General features: G+C 46.2%; 19 protein-coding genes. 15 read left to right on the forward strand and 4 right to left on the reverse strand.

Translation table 11 applies throughout. From position 1 onward, the window contains the following. Positions 1 to 428 precede the first annotated feature (428 nt). The 7 genes from xdhA (at position 429) to GVO63_RS10395 (ending at position 8710) form a co-directional block, all read left to right on the forward strand. A complete protein-coding gene (xdhA, locus tag GVO63_RS10365) occupies positions 429 to 1874 on the forward strand; it encodes a xanthine dehydrogenase small subunit (protein WP_159579668.1) in 1446 nt (481 codons plus the stop codon). Then, a complete protein-coding gene (gene xdhB / locus GVO63_RS10370; protein ID WP_159579670.1) occupies positions 1867 to 4233 on the forward strand; it encodes a xanthine dehydrogenase molybdopterin binding subunit in 2367 nt (788 codons plus the stop codon). Before xdhA ends, xdhB begins: the two co-directional genes overlap by 8 nt. After that, positions 4230 to 5177: a xanthine dehydrogenase accessory protein XdhC gene (xdhC, locus tag GVO63_RS10375; protein WP_236552119.1), complete on the forward strand. Its 948-nt coding sequence runs from the start codon at positions 4230 to 4232 to the stop codon at positions 5175 to 5177. Before xdhB ends, xdhC begins: the two co-directional genes overlap by 4 nt. Then, positions 5164 to 5667 carry a 2-oxo-4-hydroxy-4-carboxy-5-ureidoimidazoline decarboxylase gene (gene uraD / locus GVO63_RS10380; protein WP_159579672.1) on the forward strand — a complete coding sequence of 168 codons (504 nt, stop codon included), beginning with the start codon at positions 5164 to 5166 and terminating at the stop codon, positions 5665 to 5667. Before xdhC ends, uraD begins: the two co-directional genes overlap by 14 nt. A gap of 81 nt (positions 5668 to 5748) precedes the next feature. Further along, entirely contained in the window at positions 5749 to 6081 is a 333-nt protein-coding gene (uraH, locus tag GVO63_RS10385; protein WP_159494622.1) for a hydroxyisourate hydrolase, read from the forward strand. A 5-nt stretch (positions 6082 to 6086) separates the two neighbouring features. Next, positions 6087 to 7382, forward strand: a complete 1296-nt coding sequence (guaD, locus tag GVO63_RS10390) for a guanine deaminase (RefSeq protein WP_159579674.1) — start codon at positions 6087 to 6089, stop codon at positions 7380 to 7382. A 44-nt stretch (positions 7383 to 7426) separates the two neighbouring features. After that, positions 7427 to 8710, forward strand: a complete 1284-nt coding sequence (locus GVO63_RS10395) for a urate hydroxylase PuuD (protein WP_159579676.1) — start codon at positions 7427 to 7429, stop codon at positions 8708 to 8710. Positions 8711 to 8745: 35 nt separating this feature from the next. On the opposite strand, the gene GVO63_RS10400 is transcribed toward GVO63_RS10395, so the two are convergent. Continuing rightward, positions 8746 to 10023, reverse strand: a complete 1278-nt coding sequence (locus GVO63_RS10400) for a diguanylate cyclase (protein ID WP_159579678.1) — start codon at positions 10021 to 10023, stop codon at positions 8746 to 8748. Positions 10024 to 10306: 283 nt separating this feature from the next. Between GVO63_RS10400 and GVO63_RS10405 the strand changes: the two genes are divergently transcribed. Next, a complete protein-coding gene (locus GVO63_RS10405) occupies positions 10307 to 10603 on the forward strand; it encodes a putative quinol monooxygenase (RefSeq protein ID WP_159579680.1) in 297 nt (98 codons plus the stop codon). Between the two features lie 60 nt (positions 10604 to 10663). Here the strand turns inward: GVO63_RS10405 and GVO63_RS10410 are convergent, their stop codons facing one another. Then, entirely contained in the window at positions 10664 to 11023 is a 360-nt protein-coding gene (locus tag GVO63_RS10410; protein ID WP_159494618.1) for a helix-turn-helix domain-containing protein, read from the reverse strand. 451 nt (positions 11024 to 11474) lie between these two features. On the opposite strand from GVO63_RS10410, the gene GVO63_RS10415 reads away from it, so the two are divergent. Together GVO63_RS10415 and GVO63_RS10420 are read left to right on the forward strand one after the other, a co-directional pair. Then, a complete protein-coding gene (locus GVO63_RS10415) occupies positions 11475 to 11966 on the forward strand; it encodes a (2Fe-2S)-binding protein (protein WP_159579682.1) in 492 nt (163 codons plus the stop codon). Continuing rightward, complete coding sequence (locus tag GVO63_RS10420) at positions 11963 to 14260, forward strand: xanthine dehydrogenase family protein molybdopterin-binding subunit (RefSeq protein WP_159579684.1); 2298 nt, start codon at positions 11963 to 11965, stop codon at positions 14258 to 14260. Before GVO63_RS10415 ends, GVO63_RS10420 begins: the two co-directional genes overlap by 4 nt. 139 nt (positions 14261 to 14399) lie before the next feature. Here GVO63_RS10420 and GVO63_RS10425 read toward each other — a convergent pair whose 3' ends face one another. Continuing rightward, positions 14400 to 14894 carry an acyloxyacyl hydrolase gene (locus GVO63_RS10425; protein ID WP_159579686.1) on the reverse strand — a complete coding sequence of 165 codons (495 nt, stop codon included), beginning with the start codon at positions 14892 to 14894 and terminating at the stop codon, positions 14400 to 14402. 299 nt (positions 14895 to 15193) lie between these two features. On the opposite strand from GVO63_RS10425, the gene GVO63_RS10430 reads away from it, so the two are divergent. The 5 genes from GVO63_RS10430 to GVO63_RS10450 all read left to right on the forward strand — a co-directional run bounded on the left by GVO63_RS10430 (position 15194) and on the right by GVO63_RS10450 (position 24529). Continuing rightward, on the forward strand, positions 15194 to 15844 hold the full coding sequence (locus tag GVO63_RS10430; protein ID WP_159579688.1) for an NAD(P)H-dependent oxidoreductase: 651 nt from the start codon (positions 15194 to 15196) through the stop codon (positions 15842 to 15844). Position 15845: 1 nt separating this feature from the next. Continuing rightward, positions 15846 to 17783, forward strand: coding sequence for a monovalent cation:proton antiporter-2 (CPA2) family protein (locus GVO63_RS10435; protein ID WP_159579690.1), 1938 nt, complete (start codon positions 15846 to 15848; stop codon positions 17781 to 17783). Positions 17784 to 18036: 253 nt separating this feature from the next. Then, complete coding sequence (locus GVO63_RS10440; protein WP_159579692.1) at positions 18037 to 19170, forward strand: efflux RND transporter periplasmic adaptor subunit; 1134 nt, start codon at positions 18037 to 18039, stop codon at positions 19168 to 19170. Positions 19171 to 19173: 3 nt separating this feature from the next. Continuing rightward, positions 19174 to 22224, forward strand: coding sequence for an efflux RND transporter permease subunit (locus tag GVO63_RS10445; protein ID WP_159579694.1), 3051 nt, complete (start codon positions 19174 to 19176; stop codon positions 22222 to 22224). A gap of 370 nt (positions 22225 to 22594) precedes the next feature. Continuing rightward, positions 22595 to 24529 (forward strand): EAL domain-containing protein, encoded by a 1935-nt coding sequence (locus GVO63_RS10450; protein ID WP_159579696.1) that lies wholly within the window; start codon positions 22595 to 22597, stop codon positions 24527 to 24529. Between the two features lie 124 nt (positions 24530 to 24653). Here GVO63_RS10450 and GVO63_RS10455 read toward each other — a convergent pair whose 3' ends face one another. Continuing rightward, positions 24654 to 26372 carry an EAL domain-containing protein gene (locus tag GVO63_RS10455; protein WP_159579698.1) on the reverse strand — a complete coding sequence of 573 codons (1719 nt, stop codon included), beginning with the start codon at positions 26370 to 26372 and terminating at the stop codon, positions 24654 to 24656. Positions 26373 to 26416 lie beyond the last annotated feature (44 nt).

The following is a 26416-nucleotide window of genomic DNA, read 5'->3' on the forward strand; positions in this document are numbered from 1 at the left end:
CTTTCAATTCCTTTGCAATTGACTTTGCAAGCGCACACGCACAACAAATGCTGCATACATTTGTGATAGGTTAGCATTTATTGGCAGCGCGACGCTATACAGTATACATGTCACTCAGCTTCAGCGTTTATTAGGGCGTGTTGATCTTTGCTGTGCACTTTTGCAGCAAAGGTCAACACGCCCTAAACTAAAGCGCTACTCATACAAATAATTTAAAGCTTGCACGAAACTTGCCTTGTCTTTTTTAGTGACGCAAGAGTTTGGGCCGCGAAAGCGTATAAAACCCCTTTTCTCATTGCATAAAATCATGGCCTTTTATAACTCGGCCATTTTTTATAAGCAAAAAATTGACCATGTGGTCTACTTTTATTGAAAAAATACAGCTATATTAATGGATACAAGAATGAACATAAAAAGAAGGTGTGAGCATGATTCGCTTTCTAATAGATAACGATATCGTTGAGATTAATGAAGCGCGAGCAGACCTCACTCTTCTACAATTTATACGCGAACATCGTAAAAAAACAGGCACGAAGGAAGGCTGCGCGGCAGGTGATTGCGGCGCATGTACCGTTGTACTTGCAGAGCCAGTTTCGGTCAATGGGACGTATCAACTTCATTATCGAACGGTAAATAGCTGTATTACGCTTATGAGTGCGATACACGGCAAACAACTCATATTCGTTGAACACTTGAGCGATGGTAAACACTTACATCCTGTACAACAGGCGCTGGTTGAGCATCATGGTTCACAGTGTGGCTTTTGCACTCCCGGTTTTATTATGTCTATGTTTGCGCTTTATCACAGCAATAGCAAACCGAAAAGAGATGATGTACTGCATGCTTTGTCGGGAAACCTCTGCCGCTGCACTGGGTATCGCCCTATTATTGACGCGACGTTAGCAGTATGCGAGCAAGCACCCAACGATAAATTTTCTGCGCTTCAAGAAAAGACGTTGGCCACATTGTTATCTTTAGGGGCTACCCCTCCTACAGGTACAGGCAACATTCACACGCCCTCCACGCGCGAAGAACTGAAAGCGCTCATTAAAGCTTATCCAGAGGCACAGTTAGTGGCAGGGAGCACTGACCTAAGCTTGCAATTCACGCAGCAACTTAAGAATGTGAATAGCTTAATCAGCCTGACTCACATTGACGCACTAAAGCAATGCACCATAAATGAGCATTCCGTTACTTTTGGTGCAGCTATTCCGCTTTCCGATATGGCACCTGCTTTGTTAAACGCCTTTCCACAAGTGGCGGAACTTATTACTCGCTTTGCGTCGCTTCCTATTCGTAACCAGGCAACCATTGGTGGAAACGTAGCCAATGCTTCACCTATCGGAGATATGCCGCCGCTTTTGCTCGCCCTAAACGCCATTCTACATATAGATAATGGTGATGACGTGAACACCATGCCCATTAGCGCATTCTTTACTGGCTATCGCGAAACGCGATTGGCAAAGGGCGAGTGGATTAGCGCCATAGAAATTCCGTTAAAACAGCCCAGCCAAGCTTTGGCCGCCTACAAAATTTCGAAGCGTTTTGAAGATGACATCTCAGCCGTGTGTGCCGTTTTTAACGTCACCATTGAAAATGGCAAAGTAGAGGCAATTAGCAGTGGCTTTGGGGGCGTAGCTGCAACACCAACTACCTGTGATGCGTTAGAGCGTGCACTTAAGGGCAAACAATTTTCTAGTACGGAATGCTTACATCTGGGCAAACAGATTCTCTTTGATGCCTTTACACCTATCGACGATGTGCGTGCCACTGCTGAGTACCGTAAAAAGGTATTGGCCAACTTGTGGCACCGCTTTTGGTTAGAAAATCAATCGGTGAGCAAAATAGAAACTCGGGTGGTGCAACATGCGTAAATTAATTGATGCCCCTTTTCCAGCAAAAGAAAATGCCGCGCAGAGTGTGGTTCACGTATCGAAAAAACACGAAAGTGCCGAGCGTCAAGTACAAGGCAGTGCGAACTATGTGGATGATATCGTTGAACCGCAAGGTACGCTCTACGCAGCGGTTGGCCTAAGTCAATGTGCTAAAGGCACCATTAATAGTATTAACCTTGATGCTGTTCGAGAAAGCGAAGGCGTTGTTGATGTGGTGACCATCGACGATGTTCCGGGCCACAAAGATATTGGCCCTGTGTTTGAAGGTGACCCCTTACTTGCAAATGGCGAAATAAAATTTTTTGGCCAACCGGTTTTTGCGGTGCTTGCGACATCGGTTACGTTAGCGCGCCAAGCGGCTTTAAAAGGGCACATTGATGTCACTGACGCTGCGCCGGTGCTCAATGCTGATGAAGCTCATCAACAGCAGACCTTCGTGCGTCCTTCACATCGATTTGGCCAACACGCCGAGCGTGTAGACAGCGCCTTTACCAATGCTGTACACCAAGCGTCTGGCACGCTAAACATTGGTGGCCAAGAGCATATGTATTTGGAAGGCCAAGTTAGTCTTGCGATCCCAGATGAAGAAGATCGCATGCAAATCTATACCTCCAGTCAGCACCCCAGTGAAGTACAAAAGCTTGTTGCAGAGGTACTTGATGTTAAATTACACCGTATATTGGTGGACATGCGTAGAATGGGTGGCGGCTTTGGCGGAAAAGAAACCCAAGCAGCACAGTGGGCGTGTATCGCAGCACTGCTAGCCTCTAGAAACAAATGTGCAGTAAAGCTTCGTTTACCTCGCTTTACCGATATGCATGTAACGGGGAAACGCCACCCTTTTGAAAATGCGTTTAGTGTAGCGTTCGACGATACGGGGAAAATTGCCGCCACTCGAATGACCATCAACGGAATATGTGGCCACTCTCCTGATTTATCTGATGCGATTGTAGATAGAGCCATGTTTCATGCCGATAACGGCTATTTCTTGGGCGATAGCGACATAATTGGTCACAGACTTCAGACGAACATGGTGTCTCATACCGCTTATCGCGGCTTCGGTGGCCCGCAAGGAATGATCATGGCGGAAGCCATGATGGATAAGATTGCTCGTGCTATCGGCAGTGACCCCTTATCGGTGAGAAAGCGCAATTTATATGGCTCCACGACGGGCACCATCACGCCCTATGGCATGGAGATTGAGCATAATCTTTTGCCTGAAATGATCAGCGAGCTAGAAGAAAGTGCACACTATTGGCAGCGCCGAGAAGCGATTAGTGCATTTAACCGACAAAGCCCGGTTATTAAAAAAGGTCTCGCATTAACACCGGTTAAATTTGGCATTTCATTTACCTCTAAACACCTTAACCAAGCCGGTGCGCTTGTGCATATTTATACTGACGGAAGTATTCAGGTAAACCACGGTGGTACCGAAATGGGTCAGGGTCTTCACACAAAAATCGGCCAAATCGCAGCGAACGAATTCGGCGTAGCGCTTGATATGATTGAAGTAACCTCAACGCGCACCGACAAGGTCCCCAACACATCGCCAACGGCAGCATCTAGCGGCACAGACATGAACGGCAAAGCCGTGCAAAATGCCTGTATTACGCTTAAAGAACGTTTAGCTGAGTGTTTTGCGAAAAGCCTTGGCGAAGAAGCACATGTTGAACACGTTCAGTTCACAGGTGGCTTTGTCGTGTTAGGTGAACACTCCATAAGTTTTGCAGAGTTAGTTCAACAAGCGTACTTCGCACGGGTGTCATTGTCTTCAAGCGGCTTTTATAAGACCCCTAAGCTACAGTACAACCGTGAAACAGGCGAAGGTAGGCCGTTCTTTTACTTTGCCTACGGTGTTTCAATGAGCGAGGTATCTATCGATACCCTAACCGGAGAGTACACGGTAGATAAAGTGAACGTGATCCACGATGTGGGTAACAGCCTCAACCCCGCTATTGATATTGGCCAAATTGAGGGCGCGTTTATCCAGGGAATGGGCTGGCTTACCACAGAAGACTTAAAGTGGAACAAAAACGGAAAGCTCATCAGCGAAAATATGGCCACGTATAAAATCCCTGCTATTGGCGATACGCCGAAGGAATTTAACGTAAAGCTGTTCGGTAGAGAGAATGCTGAAGATAGCATTTACAACTCGAAAGCCGTGGGTGAACCTCCCTTTATGCTGGCGATTTCGGTATGGTGTGCGCTAAAGGATGCGATTTCAAGCTTATCGGGCTACACCATTGACCCACAGCTTGACACGCCTGCCACACCCGAACGTGTTTTAAATGCGGTTGCTGCTGTCCAACAAGCGGATAGCCGAGGCGGTGCTCTATGACACGTAGAACGATGGCCACGTCTTTTCGCGCTCGATACTGGCACGAGGGGATAGCTGAATGCCAAGAGCGCAACGAAGGTTATGTGCTCGTTACTGTAGTAAATACAGCAGGCTCAACGCCCCGAGAACCGGGTAGCAAAATGGTCGTTACCGCTTCGCACAGCATCGACACGATTGGAGGTGGACACCTTGAATTTGATGCCATTGCCCGCGCTCGCCAATATCTCGCTAAAGGTGAAGCGTGCACCGAACTACACAGCTACCCGTTAAGCAGTGCCTTAGGACAATGCTGTGGAGGCGCAGTAAAGGTACTGTTTGATGTGTGTAACGTGCATCAACAACACATTGCCATTTTTGGCGCAGGCCATGTTGCAAAAGCCTTGGTGCCTATTTTGGCCCAGTTGCCAGTGCGAATTTCATGGATAGACAGTCGAGAGGATTTATTTCCTTCATCGCTACCAGCGAATGTGAAAAAAGTGGTAGAAGAAGCGCCAGAGAGCGAAGTTAGGCATCTCGATGAAAACAGTTGGCTTGTGATTTTAACCCACGACCACCAGCTTGACTTTTCTATCACAGAACAAGCGTTAAAGCGCCCGACTTTGCCATTCGTGGGTTTGATAGGTTCAGATACGAAAGCTAAACGCTTTGTGACAAAGCTGACACAACGAGGTTTCGATGAGCATGCGCTATCACGTCTTGTCACGCCCATTGGCGATCGCGACATTCCCGGAAAACGACCGATTGAAGTAGCCGTCTCTATTTCTGCGCAGCTTATTGCCATGCTCCATAGCGATAAGTCTGAATTAACGGGTTCCCAAAAAAGCACGAATAACTCACAAAGCGAGGCAAGTACTCCCCTACTCGCAGATGGCAAAATACGAGAAAACAAAGTACAAACATTCACCCAATGCGAAAAAAGAGGCGCAACCAGTGACATTAAATGATTTAAATAGTTTGAGCACTGAAGACGCGTCTTCTTGGTTTGAACAATGCTGTGCAGCGCATAACTGGATTTATCAAATGGTAGAGGCTCGCCCCTACAACGATATAGACGCACTTATTCGTCAAGCGAAAAACGCATGGGCAAAATGCAGTGATAAGGATTACCTTGAAGCCTTCACGGCGCATCCCATGATTGGAGACGTAGACTCGTTGCGTAAAAAGTTTGCTAACACTAAAACCATTGCTGCGGGAGAACAGTCGGGCACGGCCAGCGCATCTGAAGCCGTTTTGCATCAGTTAAAAGAAGCAAATCACGCGTATTTAGATAAGCACGGGTTCATTTTTATTATCTGCGCCACCGGGCTTTCTGCAGAAACCATGTTAGAAGCATTACAAGCAAGGCTGCAAAATACCACTCAGCAAGAAATCAATAATGCGGCCGCCCAGCAAATACAGATAACACTTTTACGTATTAATAAAGCGTTGGATTGATTGGCAATGGCATTAATCAGCCAAAACGTCCACGCCAAACGCAACACTGATACGAATTGAACAGAATTTAAGGAATAAAGTATGAATACGCTTTCAAGCCACGTACTCGACACCACATTAGGTAAACCGGCTCAAGGCATTGAGCTTACGTTAACGCTGCCTGACGGAAGCGCGCTGACGGGAGAAACCGATAGCGATGGTCGTTTCAAGAACTGGGCGATAGACAGTGCCAATGGCTTTCCTGCGGGGGTTTACACCCTGCGATTTCACTGCAAACCGTATTTAATTGAAGTCCACGGCAGCAGTTTTTATCCACACATTGATATTACCTTTGAACTCAATGAGAATGGCGGCCACTACCATGTGCCCCTGCTTATTTCTCCCTTTGGGTTCAGCAGCTACAGAGGCAGCTAGTATATATGCAGCTTTTTCGTGCAAGTATTGCGCACTTTCCTAAACCTACCATGCAGTTCACCGATGACATCGCCATATTTAAAGACGGTGGTTTACTCATTGATGGCAAAGAAATTATAGATATCGGCCCCTTTAAGGAGATCGCAGAGCGCTTTCCCGCGGCAAAAGTGACAGATTTAGCGGGAAAGTGGATTTTACCAGGCCTGATAGACAGCCACCTGCATTATCCACAGACGCAAAGCATTGCGCACTATGGTGAACAGCTTTTAAGCTGGCTTGAAAATTATACGTTTCCCACTGAAATGCAGTTTGCCGACAGTGAGCACGCCCATACCGTTGCGACCGTGTTTTTAAATCAGCTAATGAGAAATGGCACCACAACGGGGTTTGTATTTACCACCGTACATAAAGCATGTTGCCAAGCACTATTTAGCGCCGCAAGTGACATTGATATGGCGATTGTCGCCGGTAAAGTGTGTATGGACAGAAACTGTCCAAGCGAACTTAGCGACAGCGCTGAGACCGCCCAAGCAGACAGCGCACAGTTAATTGAAACCTGGCACAATAAAGGCCGAAACCGCTATGCGCTTACGCCTCGTTTCGCGCCCACCAGCACACCAGCACAACTTGCCGCGCTAGGTGAGCTTGCAAAGCAGTATTCTGACGTTTTCATTCAAACCCATTTGTCTGAAAATTTGGACGAGATTGCATGGGTAAAACGTTTATTCCCAAGCGCTGATGGCTATTTAGATGTATACGACACCTATAATCTTGTGCGTGAACGCGCTGTGTTTGGCCATGGCATTCACCTGACGCCAAATGAGTGGGCACGCCTTGGTGAAAGTGGCGCAACAGTCGCGTTTTGCCCTACCTCTAACTTGTTTTTAGGCAGTGGTCTTTTTGATATGACCGCAGCACGCGCAAACAAAGTGCATGTGGCTATGGCCACCGATGTGGGCGCCGGGACGACGTTTAATATGTTTAAAACTTACGGCGATGCTTACAAGGTCAGTCAGTTACAAAACGCTCCCATCAGTCCACTGGAAGGGTTCTATCTTATGACCCAAGGCGCGGCTGTTGCCCACGGCCTTGATCATGAAATTGGGAATTTAAACCCAGGGTCAACCGCAGACTTTATTGTCGTTGAGCCTAGATTTGATGAATTGACACAACTCAGAATCAAAGAAGACGCTGAGTTTGATGACGTGTTTTTTGCTTTAAGTATGTTGGGTGACGACCGCGCTATTGACCAAACGTGGATAAGCGGTATCTGTCGCCATCGTAAAGAAAAAAGTGAATAGCGAGCTACAGTAGGGCCCGACGGCCCTGAATAAGGAGAATAACAATGCCGTGGCTAGATTGGATTAGTTTATTTGTACGTTGGTTTCACGTCGTTGCCGGCGTAGCGTGGATCGGCGCGTCGTTTTACTTTATTTGGCTAGACAATAATTTACGTACACCGCCAAAATGGAAGCAAGATAAGGGAATAAAAGGTGATTTATGGGCCATTCACGGCGGCGGGTTTTACGAGGTAGCCAAGTACGCTTATGGCCCAGAAAAAATGCCCGAGACGCTACACTGGTTTAAATGGGAAGCCTATACGACCTGGCTATCGGGCTTTGCATTGCTTATCATTGTTTACTACTTTGGAGCCAGCGCCTATCTTATCGACCCATCGGTCAACGCCCTGTCGCCCGCCACGGCAATCTCGTTAGGGCTTGGATTGATCTTTGGTGGCCTTGCTGTATATGAATTCGCCTGTCGTAGCCCGTTAGCAAAATATCCACTCGCGTTTGGCATTGGCCTTGTCGCGCTTGTTTGTATTGTTAGCTATCTTTCTACTCAGTGGTTTAGCGGTCGCGGTGCCTATATTCATGTTGGCGCGCTTATCGGTACAATCATGGCAGGTAACGTCTTTTTCAATATTATGCCGAACCAGCGCAAAATGGTGGCGGCTGTTGCGGATAAAAAAGATATTGATCCTAGCTGGGGAGCAAGCGCGAAACTGCGTTCGGTGCACAATAACTATTTCACGTTGCCCCTGCTTTTTATCATGATTTCAAATCACTATCCAATGACCTACCAGCATTCGCAGAATTGGCTGGTACTCATTGCCATCATGGCGACTGCAGCGTGGATAAGGCACTTTTTCAACTTACGACATGTGGGCACAACCAAACCCAGTATCTTAGTGTCAGGTGCAGCAGCAATGCTGGCCATAGCATTATGGGTGTCTTGGCCACAAACTATCTCAACGCCGCAGTTAAGCCACGGTGCTGCCCATTCAGCTCATGACACTCTGCATGCCGAAGAGCCGGGTAACAACCTTGCAGGAACAGTGAACAGTGATAGTGATAATGCACAGTCAAGCATGATGGTGAGTGATAAGAGAGTGGCGAGTTTGGTGACGACACACTGTGTAAGCTGCCATTCGCGAACGCCAACGGACGATATTTTTAACGTCGCCCCGTTAGGGGTGGTATTAGATACGTGGGAAGACATTGAGCGATTTGCGCCTCAGCTCGTGCGCAGAACCACAGTAACGAAGGACATGCCGTTTTTGAACAAAACCAAGATGACTGACGCTGAACGTCAGGAAATCGCCAGATGGTTTGCTCAAAAACGTTAAGCTAGCCGCGGCTACAGGTGTAGGTATGCGAATACCTACACCGCTTTATCAATTGTTGCCTCGGTTAGCTGACAGTGCTTTTTTTCGTACATTTCCTCATCAGCTCGGTCTAGCCATTCTTGAACGGTAGTAATGTCTTCTTGCCATTCCACCCACCCCACGCTGAACTCAATTGGGACTACTTCGTTCTCGTCTACCCTGACTTGAAATTCATTATGCACCGCGCGCTCGAAAAACGCTTCAGCCTCCTTGCTCGTCGTTCCGTATAGCAGAACGACGAACTCATCGCCCCCGATTCGACCAAATCTATCACTTTCTCGAAGTAAACTGCTCATCGATTGAGAAAACGCGACAAGGGCTTTGTCTCCCACTTTGTGCCCGTACTTATCGTTAATTTCCTTAAACTTATTCAGGTCTATATAAACGAGCGTCGAAGTTTGCTGCCCCCTGTCCATTCTCGCTATTTCATCACTTAACTGGCTGAATATTTCTCTTCGGTTCGCAAGGCCTGTCAGTGAGTCGGTCTTTGAAAGATGCTCTAACTTGGTCACGGCACTCATTAGTGCTTGCTGCTGAACTTTCTCTCGCGTTATGTCATCGGCCGTACCTAAAATACGTGACTCATTCTCCCTGTCATCGAAAATCAAGCTTCCTCGGTCGTGAAGATATTTCACCTCACCTTTTGCATCAATAATGCGATATTGAATGTCCCAGTTTTGAAGCGGACGACGATTGAATACTTTTAACACTCGGGCTTTATCGTCTTCGTGAACATAATCGAGGAAACGCATTGGGTTGCAGTAAAGCTCATATTCGTTGCGGCCAAAAATGTTTTCATAACCATCGTTAACGTACTGCATCTTGCTGAAATCGGGCGTTGCCACCCAAATAAAGGTTCTATCTGAAAACGCACTTACTATTTTGCTAAATAGCGCATCAATCTGAAAGAGCTCAGACTGAATACGCTTTTTATCATCGATATCTTCTACAACCGAAATAAAATAATCCGGGTTGTTACTCTTGTCTCTAACAAGAGAAACCGTCAGTTTCGCCCAGACTTGCTGACCGTCTCGTCGTATGTAGCGTTTCTCGAGGGAATAGTTATCGATTTTCCCTTTCAATAAGCTTTCGAGGTAATCTAAATCTTCCGCGAGATAATCTGGTGCGGTCAATTCTTGAAAAGTAAGTTTTTTGAGTTCGTTCTCTGTGTAACCTAAAAAGTCGCAAAGCCTTTTATTCACACGTATAAAACTTCCGTCCACACTCACATGGGCTAACCCCACGGGGCAGAAGTGAAAAGTCTTTTCAAACATGGGGCCTCGCCCCCTTTCGTAACTGCATTCCATCGCCTCTAAGATTGGTGCTCACACAATATGTACACTTTAAACTTTCGTATAGTTTAGTATAGTTTAACTTTCTTTTTTCGCTAAAAACGCATCTAAGAAAAAGGCTTAGATAAATCTTATATAGCCCAGGCTTTTTAGGGCATTCGATACGCGAAGTGCATCCATCTCAAAAAAGTATGTCATCGGCTTTTCTCACTCTACATTCGGTGAGCTGTTGACTATGATTGTGACTTTCCTGTTGGAGCATCCAATGATCGAATTCTCAGTAATTCTCTATTCTTTGCCAAAGCACCCCCCCCCCCTTCTGATATCTATGCGAATTGGTATTAAAGCCCTCACCGTTTTGGTAAAAGCGCGTCGAGATGAAGCAGGAGCAATAATGTACGATCTTCATTCATCGAGCGATGGCATGTTCGTGATTACAGAGAAATGGGCGTCTCAAAACGCACTTGATGCTCACGAAGCAACGACACACTTCGTCGATTTCCAAGAAAAAGCGGGGAGTCTTGTTGAGAAAGTACTTAGATTACCGCTAGTGTCAGTCTAGCGCTTCAAGGACGCGTAGCGGTGACCAACATGCTCATCGCCAGCGCTATTTCAGAACACTTTAATCATTCGTGTGGCTTTCAGACCACACACGAAGCTGTTCCAGTATATCCAAAGCCGAACGGCCAAATTCGGTAAGGCTATAGGTAACGGCGATAGGCCGAGTCTCGATGACACTGCGCAAAACCATACCATTATTTTCCAATTCTTTGAGTCGCTGATCGACCATTTTTCGACTTGCTCCGCCAAGCATTCTGCACAAGTCGTTGAAACGAACAGGCTCATCTTTAAGATGGTAAATAATAGAACCTGTCCATTTACCGCCTATCAAACGCATGCCACGCTCAATCGCGCACGGCTCTGTACACGTATTTAATACGGTTTTTCTACCCTTTGCGTCTGTTTTTATTTCAGTTTTCATTCATGTCCTTTCAAAAAAGCACCAGTAACCAAAAGTATACTAATTGCTAAATTAAACAAGGTTACTAAACTATACCATCAATACGCACTCGCTTACAGCGTCAGTGCTTTCGCAATTAGTCTACTGTTAACGTAAAAGGTTCATACTAAACCATGGTTAAAAAACCGTTACTCTCGTTTAAACGCACAACAAGACGTTATCTATGCATGCTTTTGCCCCGGTGCTAGCATCAAGAGAGATCTTTTCAGAAGTTTAGAAAGTAACGCATCTTCAATGCTCTCTTAATATTGACGCAAACCTTGGCCTTTTTATGACTTTGCATATTTAAAGTCGACAAAGACTACGAAATTAGTATTAAGCACTATAGTAAAACCAGTACACCAAGCAAACCGTTCAAGCCAAGTCAATCTTGGTGAGACGACACTAACCCTAACTTCACGGTGATAAAACCATGATTGAATTTACATTAAATGGAAACAAAGTACAGACGGATGCCGCCCCAGACACCCCTCTCGTCTGGATAATTCGGGATGAATTCGGACTTAAAGGCACAAAATTTGGTTGTGGTGTAGCCATGTGCGGAGTCTGTACCGTCCACATTGACGGTAACGCCATGCGTTCCTGTTCCTATCCCGTGTCGGCGGCTAGCGGCAAAGACGTAAAGACTATTGAAAGTTTGAATGGCGAACATCCCCTTCAGTCTGCGTGGGTAGAAGAACAAGTCCCCCAGTGTGGTTACTGTCAATCTGGTCAAATTATGCAGGCTGCGACTCTTCTTGAGCGCAACCCTAACCCGACCGATGAAGAAATCGTTAACCATATGAATTCAAATTACTGTCGCTGTATGGCCTACACGCGAATTAAAAAGGCGATCAAGCGCGCCGCAACCTCTTCCGTAGAATATTATGATCCAACCCCATCGAAAGAAGGTGAAAACGCATGAGCATAAGAGATATTTCGAAAGAAAAAAAAGACATGGTAAACCTTTCACGCCGCTCTTTTTTAGTAGGCTCCGTTAACACGTCTTTACTTATGGCCTTTGGTTCCGCCGTGCTTCCTTCAGCGTTATCAGCAAAAGAAGCACTGGCAACAAAAACCTTTTCACCTAATGTTTGGTTTGAAATGGACACCCAAGGCATGGTTACAGTGAATATTGCCAAAGCTGAAATGGGCCAGCACGTTGGCACTGCCATTGCCCGAATTTTAGCCGATGAACTGGCATGCGACTGGAACAAAGTATCTATTGTTCATGTTGATACTGATCCTAAGTGGGGATACATGGTAACCGGCGGTTCATGGTCTGTTTTTCAAACTTACAAACCAATGTCTCAAGCAGGTGCGGCTGGACGACAAGTGCTCGTTCGCGCTGGAGCAGCGCTGCTAGGCGTTTCAGAGTCTAGCTGTGAAGCAAAATCGGGGTTCATCGTCTCTGGAAGCAAAAAGATAAGCTACGGCGACATTGTCGCTAAAGGTAATATTGACAAAACGTTCTCAGCCGATGAATTAGAGGCAATGCCCATTAAACCAGGGAATAAGAAGCATCTCATTGGTTTAGGAAACGATTATAAAGCGTTAGATATCCCACCAAAAACAAACGGAACCGCGGTATATGGTATTGATGTTGAGGTCGACAACATGCTTTATGCCCGCCCTATTTTACCGCCCACGCGATATGGAAGTTCAGTTACCAACGTCGACGATAGCCAGGCTAAGGCACTACCTGGTTATAAAGGCTACAAAGTCCTCAGCGACCCCTCGAAAACAGTTGAAGGTTGGGTAGCGGTTCTCGCCAGCGATTACCCAACGGCCATAAAAGCTGTGGACATGGTGAAAGTAAGCTACAACGCGGGTAAAACGGTTAACGTCAATGAAGCCGATATTCAAAAAGAAGGCGAGCGAATTTGTCGCGACCGCAGTGAAGGAACGCTTTTCGTTGATGAAGGTAACATTACTGTGGCGCAACAAAAAGCGGCTAACACCATTGAGGCAATGTACACAACATCCACAGCAAGCCACTTTCAACTTGAACCAGTTAATGCCGTTGCGGAATTTAAAGACGGAAAGTGGCATATTCATACGGGAAATCAGTGGCAGGGTCTAACGCTGGGGGTCGTTGCCAAGGCAGCAGGTGTCTCCGATTCCGAGGTTATTATTCATCAATATTACTTAGGTGGTGGCTTCGGACGTCGCCTCTTTGGCGACTGGATTATTCCTACCGTGCTTACAGCAAAAGCGGCAGGCCAGCCGGTTAAAATGCTCTTTATGCGACCTGACGACGCTATGTTCGATCAACCACGCTCTGCGTCCACTTCGCTTTTTAACGCCTCTTTCGATGAGTCAGGTGCGTTCTTGGGTATGGAGCATGCACTAGCCGCTGGCTGGCCTACCCTCGCTATGGCTCCCAGCTTCATGCCCGATGGCGTGGACGGTAACGGAAAGGTTGACCCCTTCTCAGCATCAGGCGCGGACCACTGGTACACCATGGAGCATCACCGAGCACGGGTTATCAATAACAAAGTGGCGCAAGAAACCTTCACTCCAGGCTGGCTGCGCTCAGTAGGACAAGGTTGGATAGTATGGGGCCTTGAAAGCTTTATCGATGAAATTGCCCATGAGAAAAAGCAAGACCCTGTGGATTTCAGACTTGCCATGCTCGACGGTAAAGGCAAGCAAGCGGGGAAAGCGCCTGAGAGTGTTGGGGGTGCAACGCGTTTGGCCAACACCCTTGAAATTCTCAAGAAAAAGACATCGAATGTGAACTTAGGTGAGAACGAAGGTATCGGTTACAGCGTGACGGCCGGGCAAGAACGGACGATGCCAGCGTGGTTAGCTACCGCAGCGCATGTCCATGTAGATAAAGCGTCGGGCAACATTACGCTCAAAAAACTATGGGTAGTGGCAGACGCTGGAATTGTGGTTCATCCAGACGGTGCCATGGCGCAAATGGAAGGGGCGTTATTGTGGGGCACTAGCCTGGCCTTGTTCGAACACAACGAAATAAAGAATGGTTACGTTGCGAAGAAAAACCTCACCACTTATCTGCCGCTTCGAATGAAAGATGTACCTGAAATGGATATCGAGTTCGTTGAAAGTGATGAGTTCCCTGTCGGCTTAGGCGAGCCGGGAGTAATCGGTGTTGCGCCTGCTGTAGGTAACGCTGTTTATCAGGCTGTGGGCGTTCGATTGCGTCATCTTCCCATGCTGTCTTCTCATGTAACTGACGCTCTCAATACCTAATGGCTTGCAACTTTTTACACCCGCTTAAGCTCATGGCTGAGTACGAAAAAAGGTTGTGCTTTTAGATAAAATGAAAATGAAACAACCCGCTAGCTAGCGGGTTGTTCGTTAATTGGCATAGCAGTAGCTTAAGGCTTGACTAAAAATGATAGTGCGCGCTAAACACGAAAGACTCTGAACCTGGGTTCTTATCTCCCAAGCCGCCGTTGGAAATATGCCCAATTTCAGCTTCAAGTGAGAATGAATCCGTTAACGTGTAAAGCCCAGCAAGTGATGAGTAAAACTCAATGGTATCGCCTAAATTTTCAGACTCATCAACAATGCCTGCATGAAAAGCAACACGTAAAGAAAAGTCATTGTATTTGTAGACGTCTTTTGCCAACCCCGCAGCGAAATAGTGTTGGCCTTGATCTGCATTTACCAAAAGTACAGTTGGTCGGACTCCGAAGAATGATTTGAGCGGTCTGTGAACATAGGCCACATGCAATGCATGACGGTCTGCGTCATCAAACAGATTCCAAACCGCAGCCCCAGCTTTGAGTTCACTGCCTTGGGGCAGAGCCTGAGTGGAAAGCGATGCAAAAAGAGAAAGTAACGATAAAGCAAGTACGAGTGTTTTTACTGGTGTTTTCATGTTTATACTGTTCTAAGCAAAAGTTAAAAGATGCGCTTCTTCGACACTTGTTTTTAACGCCATATTCAATGGCTATTTAATTCATGAGTACACAATGGTAATCAGGTAACTTTTTTCAACTTAATAAACATTAGTAACCTTATAACTTTGTGGAAAAACACATTCTTATTTACTCTATACGTACTTATTGTATTAACCAATGAACGAGGGCTGTTGACCTTTTCTGTGTTTTACACATCAAAAACCAACGGGCTTCTTATAGCTCAACAAGAGCTGTCAGTAACACTGAGTAGAGATGTATGACCGACGAAAACACCATCGCAGATGCTATTGAGAGTACTAAGAACAGTAAAAAGGTACTGGTTCTTTTTGCTCACCCTGCCCAAACCCGCTCCGAAGTGAACGTGCCCCTTTTTCATGAAGCCCAGTTGAATAAGCATGTTACCGCTGTCGATTTATACGCAGAATATCCTGACTTTAATATTGATATTGAGCGGGAGCAGCAGCGTTTAATTGACCACGATGTCATTATTTTCCTGTTTCCGCTTTACTGGTATTCCACGCCTTCAATTTTAAAAGAATGGCAAGATTTGGTGCTTGAATATGGGTTCGCCTACGGTCATGAAGGTACTGCACTTAAAGATAAATTGTTTCTTTGTGCATTAAGCGCGGGCGGCAAAGAAGAGGCTTATCAAACTGACGGTTTCAATCACTATACCATCAAGCAACTTCTTCAGCCTCTAGAGCAAATGGCCCAGATCACGCATATGACCTACATCGCTCCGTTTGCCCTTTTTGGTTCTCGGACTGCGCAAGAAGAAGCGCGGGTACATGAGCACAGGGGAAAATGGACCACCCTATTGAATAAACTGACCACTCACACCCTCGATTTAGAAAAAGCAAAGCGCGTCGAGAACCTCGCAGACCTTTGTAATTCAAAAGGAGAATAACGTGACGGGTTATTTCTTATACGCGTTTATCTATCTGGTTGCGGCTGTTATTGCAGTTCCTATTGCGAAGCGCCTGGGCCTGGGTTCCGTATTGGGCTACTTAATTGCAGGACTGGTTATTGGCCCCATATTTGGCCTTGTAGGCGATGAAACAGTCGCTATTCAGCATTTTGCCGAGTTTGGTGTAGTGATGATGCTGTTCTTGGTGGGCCTTGAACTTGAACCGCGCTCCCTTTGGGCGATGAAATCAAAACTCATTGGGCTGGGTGGATTGCAATTAGGCTTAACAACGGCCCTTATCACCGGCGCTGCAATTGGGTTGAATCAACCTTTTGGAATATCGCTCACGATTGGGCTTATCTTTGCACTTTCTTCTACCGCCATTGTGTTACAAACCCTGCAGGAAAAAGGCCTTCAGAAAACAGAAGGAGGCAAAAGCGCCTTCTCTGTGTTGCTGTTTCAAGATATTGCGGTCATCCCCATGCTGGCGTTTATTCCTCTTCTTGCCATACCCGAACTGATCGCTGCAGGAAGTACACAGGGTGGCGATACGGGGTCGCACGATAATTTCAACCTCGTTGAAGGGCTTGCCCCATGGGCTTCTGGCCTTGTAATTATTGGGTCAGTCGCGCTTTTAACCGTTGGCGCTCATTACCTCAGCCGTCCGCTATTTAAATATGTTGCGGCATCGGGTTTACGGGAAATATTTACCGCTACCGCGCTCATGTTAATCATTGGCATCGCAGCACTTATGGGGCTTGTGGGTTTATCGCCCGCGCTGGGCGCATTTTTAGCGGGCGTGATATTAGCGAACAGCGAATTTAGGCATGAACTTGAAGCCAATATCGAGCCATTCAAAGGCCTTTTATTAGGGTTGTTTTTTATCACCGTAGGCGCTGGCATTAACTTTTCTGTGCTCTCTGAAAATCCGATGTTGATTGCGGGGCTCACCGTTGCCGTTATGGTCGTAAAAGCGTTTGTGCTTTTTGTCATTGCGCTTATCTTCAAAATAAAAGGCACCAACAAGTGGTTGTTTACACTTAGCCTTGCTCAGGCGGGGGAATTTGGTTTTGTACTGTTAAGTTTCGCCTCGCAAAACTATGTTCTGCCCAGCGACATCATTTCTGTGCTTTCCCTTGTTGTGGCCATTTCCATGTTCTTAACGCCAGGGCTTTTCATTTTGTTCGATAAAGCCATTATTCCCCGTTATAAAAATGCGACATCACAACGCGCTGACGATGAGATTGATGAAAAAGGTACCGTTGTCATTGCAGGCATAGGGCGCTTTGGGCAAATCATCAACCGGTTGCTAGTTGCGAACGACGTAAACACGGTTGTACTCGATATCCGCTCTGAGCAAATTGACCTTATTCGCCGTATTGGTACTAAGGCCTATTTTGGCGATGCATCTAAACCCGATATTCTGCATACCGCCGGCGCGCACGAGTCCGCATTATTGGTTATTGCCATAGACGACCGGGAAACCGCAGCAGAGATGGTGAAGTACGCAAAGCATGCTTATCCAAACGTGAAAGTACTCGCCCGTGCCTTCGACCGAGGTCATGGATATCGATTACGGCAGCTTGGTGCAGATTATGTGGTGTCGGAGACCTACCACAGCGCATTAGAGATGGGCGCGGAAGCCTTGCGTTCTTTGAATATTCACCCTTTTCTCGTTGAGCGCCAAAAAATGGCTTACAAAAACATTGAGTCTCAGCAAAACGATGTGCTTTATCACGCTTGGGCTGATGACGCGAGCGGTGAGCGTGTAGACAATAACTATCTAAAGCTTTTTATCGAGCTCGAGTCACTAATCGAAAATGCTCTTAAAGCCGATTTACACGACAAGCATTCTAGAATGCGCGGCTGGACACCACCGCCAAAAGGTTACGCCGATAAGCTTGCACCCGATGAAAAGCCAGTTGAAAAAACCAATTAAGCTGAAAGGTAATAGAAGAAAAGCGCTAACTTTTTCCTGCGTTAGCGAAATAAAGCTAACCCAGAGCTTAAAAAGGTGTATAAAAATTAATATTACCTGATCGAATTTAGAAAAAAACGCTATAACCAGTAAGCACATCAAACATTGTTCGTAATGCCTTTTTTGCCCGTGCTAGTAGAGAATGGGCCGAGAAATAAAATGTTGCCCGCGACATATCAGGGAACATAAGTAATTTATTAGAATGGAGAATACCATGTGGTCTGAACAAAGCCTTTTTCACAGCCTAGACAAACGAACTGTGATTGCTTTTTTAGCGCTTATCGGATTGAGTGCCTGTCAAGAAGCGCCTACACCGCCAAAAGCGGTTTCATCTAGCCCAGTGACGCTGTACAAGGTGCAACATTCAGACGAAACTATTGCTAAATTCCCAGGGCAAGTGGAAGCGGCTGAGTATTCAAACCTTTCATTTCGCATTGGCGGAAAACTCCAAGAGCTCAATGTTAAAGCCGGCGAGGAAGTAAAGGAAAACCAGCTGATAGCGCGACTTGATGATAGAGATGCCAAAGCACAACTTGCCACCGCACAATCTCAGTTTGATGTATCTTCCGCTATGTTTGAACGCATGGAAGCCTCGGTAGAAAAAGGCGCGGTAAGCCGTTCAACCTTTGATGAAGCCAAAGCCAACTTTTTAGCTGCCAAAGCAAGCCTTACAAACGCACAAGATCAGTTAAGCTACACCGAACTTCGCGCGCCATTCGCGGGGCTGATTGCCTCCGTACCTGTTGAAAACTATCAAGTCATTGTGCCTCAGCAAACCATTGCTGAACTTCACCTACCGGGTGCCATCGACGTAACGTTTCAATTACCTGAGCAAAAAATGCGTATGATTGACCGGTCAAGAGCACGCGAAAACCGTAAGTCTGAAATGGCTTGGGTGACATTCTCCGGTATGCCAGAAAAACGCTACCCGGCCATGTATAAAGACCACGAAAGTACAACACGACAAGGCGAGCTTAGCTATGAAGTGACCATCACCTTGCCAGAACCTGATGACATCAACGTACTCTCAGGTATGAGCGCAACCGTTTTATTGGATATGTCTAAGCTTATCGAGTCTGACGCCAAGCTTTGGCTTGTCCCTTTTGGCGCAGTGGTTACCGATAATGCCCAGCCAGACGAAGCAATAGTATGGCGCTTTAAACCCGATAGTAGCGACAGTAAAAAAGGAACGGTGGAAGCCGTTAACGTGATGATCGCCCGCGGCATCTCTAATGGTTTACTGGTAGAAGGCCCGTTAAATGATGACGATAAAATCGTTGCCGCCGGTGCTCACCTTGTTACAGAGGGCCAAGCAGTTACAGAATGGACGAAAGAAGGAGGCCTGTAAGCAATGGTCGAGTATTTTTTTCGTCAAAAAGTTATTAGTTGGATGGTCGCCATCATTTTGGGTGTTGGCGGCGTCGTCACCTTTCTAGGTTTGGGTCAGCTGGAATTTCCTGAATTCACTATTAGAAACGCACTGGTTATGACCCAATACCCCGGCGCGACACCAGAACAGGTTGAAGAAGAAGTTACGCTTCAACTTGAAAAAGCCATTCAGCGAATACCGAATGTAAAGCGTATTAGCTCCGTCAACATGGTGGGTCTTTCACAGATCACGGTTGAGCTTAAAAGTAGCGTTCAAGCAAAAGACTTAGAACAGTATTGGGATAACCTAAGGCGCAAAGTTGGTGACGCACAAGCATCGCTGCCTCCTGGCACCAGCACGTCGATTGTAAATGACGATTTTGGCGACGTGTTTGGTCTACTGCTTACCCTTAAAAGTGAAGACTACTCGCTTAAGCAAATGGAAGATTTTGCCGACTTAATGCAGCGAGAAATCCAATTGGTCGAGGGGGTAAAGAAGGTCTCTATTGCGGGTACGGTCAACGAGCAAATAATCGTGTCATTAGATCACGATAAAATGAAAACTCTGAATGTATCTGCAGAATCCATTGCCGGCCTTTTAACCGCTCAAAATGTAGTAGGCAATGCCGGCTCAATTAAGGTCCAGGGCAAACGACTGTCCATTCAGCCCACCGGTGAGTTTGATAACTTGGAGGCGTTAGGCCAGGTAGTCATTGGATCGCCCGCAAGCGGTCTCATTCGCTTAACGGACATCGCAACCATCGAGCGCACCCTTAACGATACACCTTCTATTCTTTATCACAGCTCAGGGTCCCCTGCCCTATCTATTGGGGTATCGTTCGCGTCAGCGGTCAATGTAGTCGATGTAGGAAAGCGATTAGATAGCAAAATTGCTGAATTAGAGCAGCGCATGCCGTTAGGTATGACCCTCAACACCGTTTATAACCAGCCTACGGTGGTCGATGATTCTGTGACGGGCTTCCTTATTAACTTAGTGGAAGCGGTTGCTATCGTAATCTTCGTACTGCTGCTCTTCATGGGCTGGCGGAGCGGGGTACTGATGGGGCTTATTCTTGTGCTGACCATTCTCGGTACCTTTATTTTGATGTCGATAAAAGGCATTGAACTGCAAAAAATCTCTCTAGGGGCGCTGATTATTGCCCTTGGTATGCTCGTCGACAACGCCATCGTGGTAACCGAAGGCATGTTAATAGGCGTTAGAAAAGGGCAAACCAAGCTTCAGGCGGCAAAGGACGTGGTATCGCAAAACGGTTTACCCCTTCTTGGCGCGACGGTTATCGCCATTACTGCATTTGCGCCCATTGGTTTGTCACCAGATGCCACAGGTGAATTCGTTGGCTCCCTCTTTTGGGTGCTATGTTTCTCGCTTTTTTTAAGCTGGATCACCGCTCTCACCATTACGCCATTCTTTTTCGACTTATTGTTTAGAACTGAAAAAGAGCGCGGCAATAGTGATGAAGATGACGACCCATACAAAGGTATTATTTTTACTGTTTATAAGCGTGTGCTTACTGCTGCTATCAATCATCGTTACGTGACAATAGTGCTGGTGCTTGTTGCTTTGGTAGGCAGTATGGCGTCAGGTAAATTCGTGAAAAACGCCTTTTTCCCAGACTCCTCAACGCCGCTTTTCTTTGTCGATTTATGGTTACCTGAAGGCAGTGACATACTTACCACAGAACAGTCGATACGCCGTTTAGAGTCTGCCGTGTTAAACATGCAAGACATTGCCAACGTTACCAGCGTAATAGGCGGCGGCGCACAACGCCTTACTCTTACTTATGCGCCCGAGGACCGATATGCCAGTTATGGTCAACTTATTGTCGAGACCAATACGGTTGAATCACGCGATGCCCGCATGCGAGACATCATTGAACTCGTGCGTGAAGATTTCCCTAACGTTCAGTACAAGGTAAAAGCCCTTCAAGTAGGCCCGTCAGCAAAAGCAGCGATTGAAGCGCGAATTTATGGGCCTGAACCTGAGGTTTTACGCGAAATCAGCAGTGACATTGAAGCCATATTTCAAGCTGAAAAAACCATGGACAGCGTACGCCTGTCATGGAGTAATAAAGTGCCTTTTGTTGAACCTGTGTTTTTAGAAGAACAGGCTCGTCGCATCGGCGTCACAAGGGACGCAGTGCATACAGCATTTTTGCTTAATAACGAAGGTGAAACCGTTGGCCTTTACCGCGAAGGTAGTGATTTAATTCCTATCGTCATGCGCAACGATCCAAACCAGCGCTATGACATTGACAACCTTGCCTCTCTGAACGTTTGGAGCCAAGAACAGGGCAAGTATATCAGCATGGCTGACGTGATCAGCAATGTAGATGTCTCGCTTGATAACCCTATCATCAAACGCCGCAATCGAGTGCGTATGCTCGCAGTATACGCAGAGCCAATGCCGCTTTCGGGTGAGACCGCAGCCAGTGTTCAAGCGAAAGTACGTCCCCTTGTCGACGAGCTATCGCTACCTGATGGATACCGCATTGAATGGGGCGGAGAATATGAAACGTCTCGAGACGCACAAAGCGCTCTCTTCGCCAGCATGCCTATGGGTATTTTGGGTATGTTCATTATTACCGTACTGCTTTTCGGCAGGCTTCGCCAAGCGTTAGGCATTTGGGGTGTTATTCCCCTTACTACCATTGGAATTATCGGCGGTTTAGTGCTCGTAGGCGCACCTTTTACTTTTATGGCTCTGCTTGGAAGCCTGAGTCTCATTGGTATGGTGCTTAAAAACGGTATTGTGTTAATGGAGGAGATAAACGTGCAGGCCAAAGGCAATAGTGGCGCTTTTGATGCCGTAGTCACCGCGTCAGTTTCTCGTGTACGCCCTGTGTCGATGGCAGCAATCACTACTATACTGGGCATGATCCCCCTTTTCTCCGATGCCTTCTTTGCGTCAATGGCCGTCGTCATTGTGTTCGGCTTAACCGTGGCCACTGTGTTAACCCTGTTGATATTGCCCGTGCTACATTGCACGTTTCATGGGATTAAGTCCGACAAATAGGCCCCTACAAGCACGTTAAATGTCGACGTGCTCGGCCTAATAAACTTGCTTAAGCCAGCGTTCTTCGGTCATTTCAGAACGCTGGCTTTTTTATACCAGTCCGCATACAGAATTACCCACTCAGCGAGAGTTAAGATGTTCGTAATCGCGGCGTGCTACCGCAGGTATAGTGGTTCTACATCAAGCTGACACAACAAAGAGTACGGACATTTTAACACTCGCTTAACTTCCTGTTTTGCTATACATTTGTCATGAAGCTGGCGCGAATAGCACGCAAGCTGTGCATACGCTACAATAAGATAAAAATTAACCTTGCCCGTTTATTGAGACCGTAAATAACTCTCTCAGTTAAAGGAGATAACTGCTAGTAATGAAGCTATCTAATCAAATTAACTGGGGCATTATTGCCCTCATGCTCTTTGCGTTTGTCATTGTGTCTATGGCTGAATTACGCGCATTGCAGTCAAATACGTCAGCATTGATTGCCGATGAGACAGAGCAAGCGCTAGCAAGTTATACCAAAGCGGTAGGGCAGTCTCTGCCCGACTCTTCACAAAAAACTTCACAACTATTAGCGATATTGGCAGAGAGCATCGCATCTAAGCCCTATATCGCATCGGCCAACATTACGGATAATCAAGGCAATGTAAGCGTGGAGTATAAAAATGCGTCTGCAGGCTCTATCCCGTCCTGGTTCGCCCTACTCGACTCTGCGCCTGCAATAAGTAAACGTGTCACGTTACCGAATAATGAAGGCTTTTTGGTTGTGACATCAGACAAGCACTATGCTTACACTACATTTTCTGCGTTTGTTATTAAGCATGGCATTATATTCGCTGCGCTGACCCTCTTAATTTATTTACTCGTCACGGTATTAACAAAACTTGCAAAGCACCCTATCCACGACATTATTCGAAAGCTCAATGACATGGGCAGCCATAACTTCACGTCACCTCAAGTTACAGCCTCAACCAAAGATTTGGCATCGCTGAGTAATGCAGTCAATAGCCTTTCTACCGCGCTCGCCTCAAAATTCGATGACTTAACACGCCAATCTGAGCTCTTTAAAAAAGAGGCAAATAAAGATGCATTGACTGGGCTTTCTAACAGAGGCGCGTTCGAGCGACATATGCGAGCGATTTTGAATGAAAACGCTACATCGCAAGAAAAAGAACTCATCGTTGTTAGGTTAGCGCAACTTGCCAGTATAAATACCAAGTTAGGCATGGTGCCCGGTGACAACTTTGTCAAAGCCATATCAAATATACTTGTTGAAGAAACAAAGAATAACAACAGCATTCGTTTTGTTTTTCGCTTATCAGGCGGTGATTTTGCGTTGATCAGTGAGCCAATGGATAAGCCAACGAGAGATTTAGTACTTACAAACATTGCAAAGCAGTGTACCACCGCTTCACCGTTAAGAGACGGCACCAAGTCAACGTGGATTGGGGTTACCCGATTTACCGGCACAATGTCTATGCAACAGGTAATGGAGAGTGTAGATAGCGCACTGATCGCTGCCATGAAGACACAAAGCGGTTGGCAATTGGCTTCTGATATTTCACATGTACACAGCAACACACAGTGGCGTGAACGCCTTAACTATATTGTATCTCAACAGTATGCTGACATCATGATACAGCCTATTATGGATATCGAGCGAAACGTACCTGCCTACTATGAGACATCCGGACGGTTTAAAGATAAAAAGACAAACGACGTTATTCCCATGTCACAGCTTATTCCTGCCTCTGAGCGATTAGATCTCATTCCGCAAGTTGATAAACTGGTGACAAATATTGTCTTTAAGAAGATGGAAGTAACCTCTCAACAAGTAGCCGTGAACCTAAGTATCACGTCCATCGCTAACCGTGAATTTAGAGAATGGTTGATAAAAGAACTCACCCAGCGTGAGGCGCTGTGCTCAAGGCTGCTTTTTGAAATTGAAGACGCTGCACTAATACAGCATAGAGAATACACCGAATCGCTTTGCCGTCATTTAATCGGTCTTGGCTGCAGAATAACTATCGAGCATTTTGGTGACCACTTTGCGTCCCTTTCAGGGTTACGGGCCATTCAACCTCAGTTCGTCAAACTCTCGGGAAGACTCACTCAAGGCATTCATACCAATAAAGATAATCAACTTTTTGTATCAAGTCTTATCAGTATCGCCAGCAACCTGAACATTAAAGTCATAGCGGAAATGGTAGAGAATGAGGCTGAATCGATAGCGCTTACCAAGTTGGGTGTTGAGCACCAACAAGGCTATTATTTTGCCAAGCCCGCGCTCTGGAATGTGTACTAGTACTTACAAGATTATTAGATTACGCAAACAATGTGGTGAGGCCGCGCTTTTTGATTAACGATACTGCACCTTATACAACTCATGGGGTCTGGAAGGTTAGCGCTACCTTAGCGCTAACACACTATTACTGCTTTTTAAGTAACGCCTCCATCGCGTCAGCGCTTAAGGGTTTTGAATACAAATAGCCTTGCACAAATTCTACGTTTAACGACTTACAATAGTCAGACTGCTTTTCGGTTTCAACGCCCTCAACAACGATAGACAGATCTAGCTTATGGCCAACATTCACAATCGCTTCCATTAAAGCACTATCAAAGGCTTTTTCAGGCGCGCCTTTTAAAAATGAACGGTCTATTTTCAGGTGACTGACTGGGAAGTGCTTGAGGTAACTCAGCGATGAATACCCCGTACCAAAATCATCAAGAGAAATTTCCACACCTAAGTCTCGTTGAACTCGCAGGTTCTCTAAAATTGTATTGTCTGACTTAATTAGAATGTTCTCAGTGAGCTCTAGGCCGATATCCTTAGGCACTAAATGGTATTGATGTCGACATGTCGCCAAACGCTCAAAATACGCTGCTTTCTCTAGTTCTTTGCCAGAAACATTCACATCAATGCGAACCTCAATACCTTTTTGTTTCCACGTTTTCGCTTGCTGACAGGCGCTTTTTAACACCCAATTGCCTATCTGCACAATTAAATCACTGCGCTCAGCAATAGGTATGAAAATATTCGGCGGTACAGCTAGTGCTTCGTTTTGTGGCCGCCATCGTAACAGCGCTTCACACGAAGCAACTTTTCCCGTTTTTACATCAAACTGAGGTTGGTAAAGAAGTTCAAACTCGTTATTTTCTAAGGATGCACGCAGGTTTGCTGCAATACTTCTGTGTTGTCGAAGTTGCTGGCTTAATGCATGGGTGAAGAAATGATAGCGATTGCGCCCTTCGGCCTTAGCTTGATACATGGCAACGTCTGCATTTTTGAGCAGATCGTCAATCTCTCTGCCATGCTTAGGGTATAAGCTTATGCCGATGCTGGAGGTAATATAGATATTCTCCGTACTTAACTGAAAGCTTTGCTCAAAACAACGTGAAAGGTGCTTAGCGATATGTTCGCAATCATCTTCGCCTTTCACATTAGTAGCAACATAAACAAATTCATCGCCACCAAATCGTGTAAGCATCCCTTCTTTACTTATGCAATCAGATAGGCGTTCAGCCACAGCGCGAAGTAGCTCATCGCCCCATGTGTGCCCAAGTGTGTCATTAATTTCTTTAAACATATCTAAATCGATGAAAAAGAGAGCAAAGCCAACGTGCTTTGTTGATGCTTCATTTATCGCATTGGCGAGAAACTGCTTAAGAAGCCGGCGGTTTGGCAGATCAGTCAACAGATCGGTAGATGCCATTCGTTCTAGCTCCTGACGAACGGCATGCTGCTCACTTAAATCGATATCGACACAATACATTTCGGGGGAATCCGTACCCTCTTTTAACATCACGTGAGAAGAAAAGACATGAACAGGCTCGCCCCCCTTCTTGGCCAAAACCAACTCTGCAGAGGGGATCGCTTCACCAAATTCAATCCAGCGTTTATGAAATTTAATAACATCGGCTTTCATAACGTCAGGAATAATCAAGTCTTCAAGTTTGCGGCCTAGCGCCTCACGTGCACTGTAACCGTAGATGTCTTCGCTTGATTTGTTCCAGTAGATGACGTTGCGTTCTTTGTCATAACCTTGAACTGAAACCTTTGGTAGGGCACTAATTAACTCTAAGAACCGCCTTTCAGCAGACCCGTGCTTTGCAAATAAAGTGGGCTCGTTATATTCCGTTAAGCTCATCTTACTCCCTCGCGTGCTGAAATCCTTAACGACTCAACAGCATC

This window comes from Alteromonas sp. KUL106, from assembly GCF_009811415.1.
Classification (GTDB): domain Bacteria; phylum Pseudomonadota; class Gammaproteobacteria; order Enterobacterales; family Alteromonadaceae; genus Alteromonas.

Coding starts and splice junctions, on each gene's coding strand:
- xdhC (WP_236552119.1), top strand. CDS start 4,230: ATGACACGTAGAACGATGGCCACGTCTTTTCGCGCTCGATACTGGCAC.
- guaD (WP_159579674.1), top strand. CDS start 6,087: ATGCAGCTTTTTCGTGCAAGTATTGCGCACTTTCCTAAACCTACCATG.
- GVO63_RS10455 (WP_159579698.1), bottom strand. CDS start 26,372: ATGAGCTTAACGGAATATAACGAGCCCACTTTATTTGCAAAGCACGGG.
- GVO63_RS10410 (WP_159494618.1), bottom strand. CDS start 11,023: ATGAAAACTGAAATAAAAACAGACGCAAAGGGTAGAAAAACCGTATTA.
- xdhB (WP_159579670.1), top strand. CDS start 1,867: ATGCGTAAATTAATTGATGCCCCTTTTCCAGCAAAAGAAAATGCCGCG.
- GVO63_RS10415 (WP_159579682.1), top strand. CDS start 11,475: ATGATTGAATTTACATTAAATGGAAACAAAGTACAGACGGATGCCGCC.
- GVO63_RS10440 (WP_159579692.1), top strand. CDS start 18,037: ATGTGGTCTGAACAAAGCCTTTTTCACAGCCTAGACAAACGAACTGTG.
- GVO63_RS10395 (WP_159579676.1), top strand. CDS start 7,427: ATGCCGTGGCTAGATTGGATTAGTTTATTTGTACGTTGGTTTCACGTC.
- GVO63_RS10430 (WP_159579688.1), top strand. CDS start 15,194: ATGACCGACGAAAACACCATCGCAGATGCTATTGAGAGTACTAAGAAC.
- GVO63_RS10450 (WP_159579696.1), top strand. CDS start 22,595: ATGAAGCTATCTAATCAAATTAACTGGGGCATTATTGCCCTCATGCTC.
- GVO63_RS10425 (WP_159579686.1), bottom strand. CDS start 14,894: ATGAAAACACCAGTAAAAACACTCGTACTTGCTTTATCGTTACTTTCT.
- GVO63_RS10405 (WP_159579680.1), top strand. CDS start 10,307: ATGATCGAATTCTCAGTAATTCTCTATTCTTTGCCAAAGCACCCCCCC.
- GVO63_RS10445 (WP_159579694.1), top strand. CDS start 19,174: ATGGTCGAGTATTTTTTTCGTCAAAAAGTTATTAGTTGGATGGTCGCC.
- uraH (WP_159494622.1), top strand. CDS start 5,749: ATGAATACGCTTTCAAGCCACGTACTCGACACCACATTAGGTAAACCG.
- xdhA (WP_159579668.1), top strand. CDS start 429: ATGATTCGCTTTCTAATAGATAACGATATCGTTGAGATTAATGAAGCG.
- GVO63_RS10400 (WP_159579678.1), bottom strand. CDS start 10,023: ATGTTTGAAAAGACTTTTCACTTCTGCCCCGTGGGGTTAGCCCATGTG.
- GVO63_RS10420 (WP_159579684.1), top strand. CDS start 11,963: ATGAGCATAAGAGATATTTCGAAAGAAAAAAAAGACATGGTAAACCTT.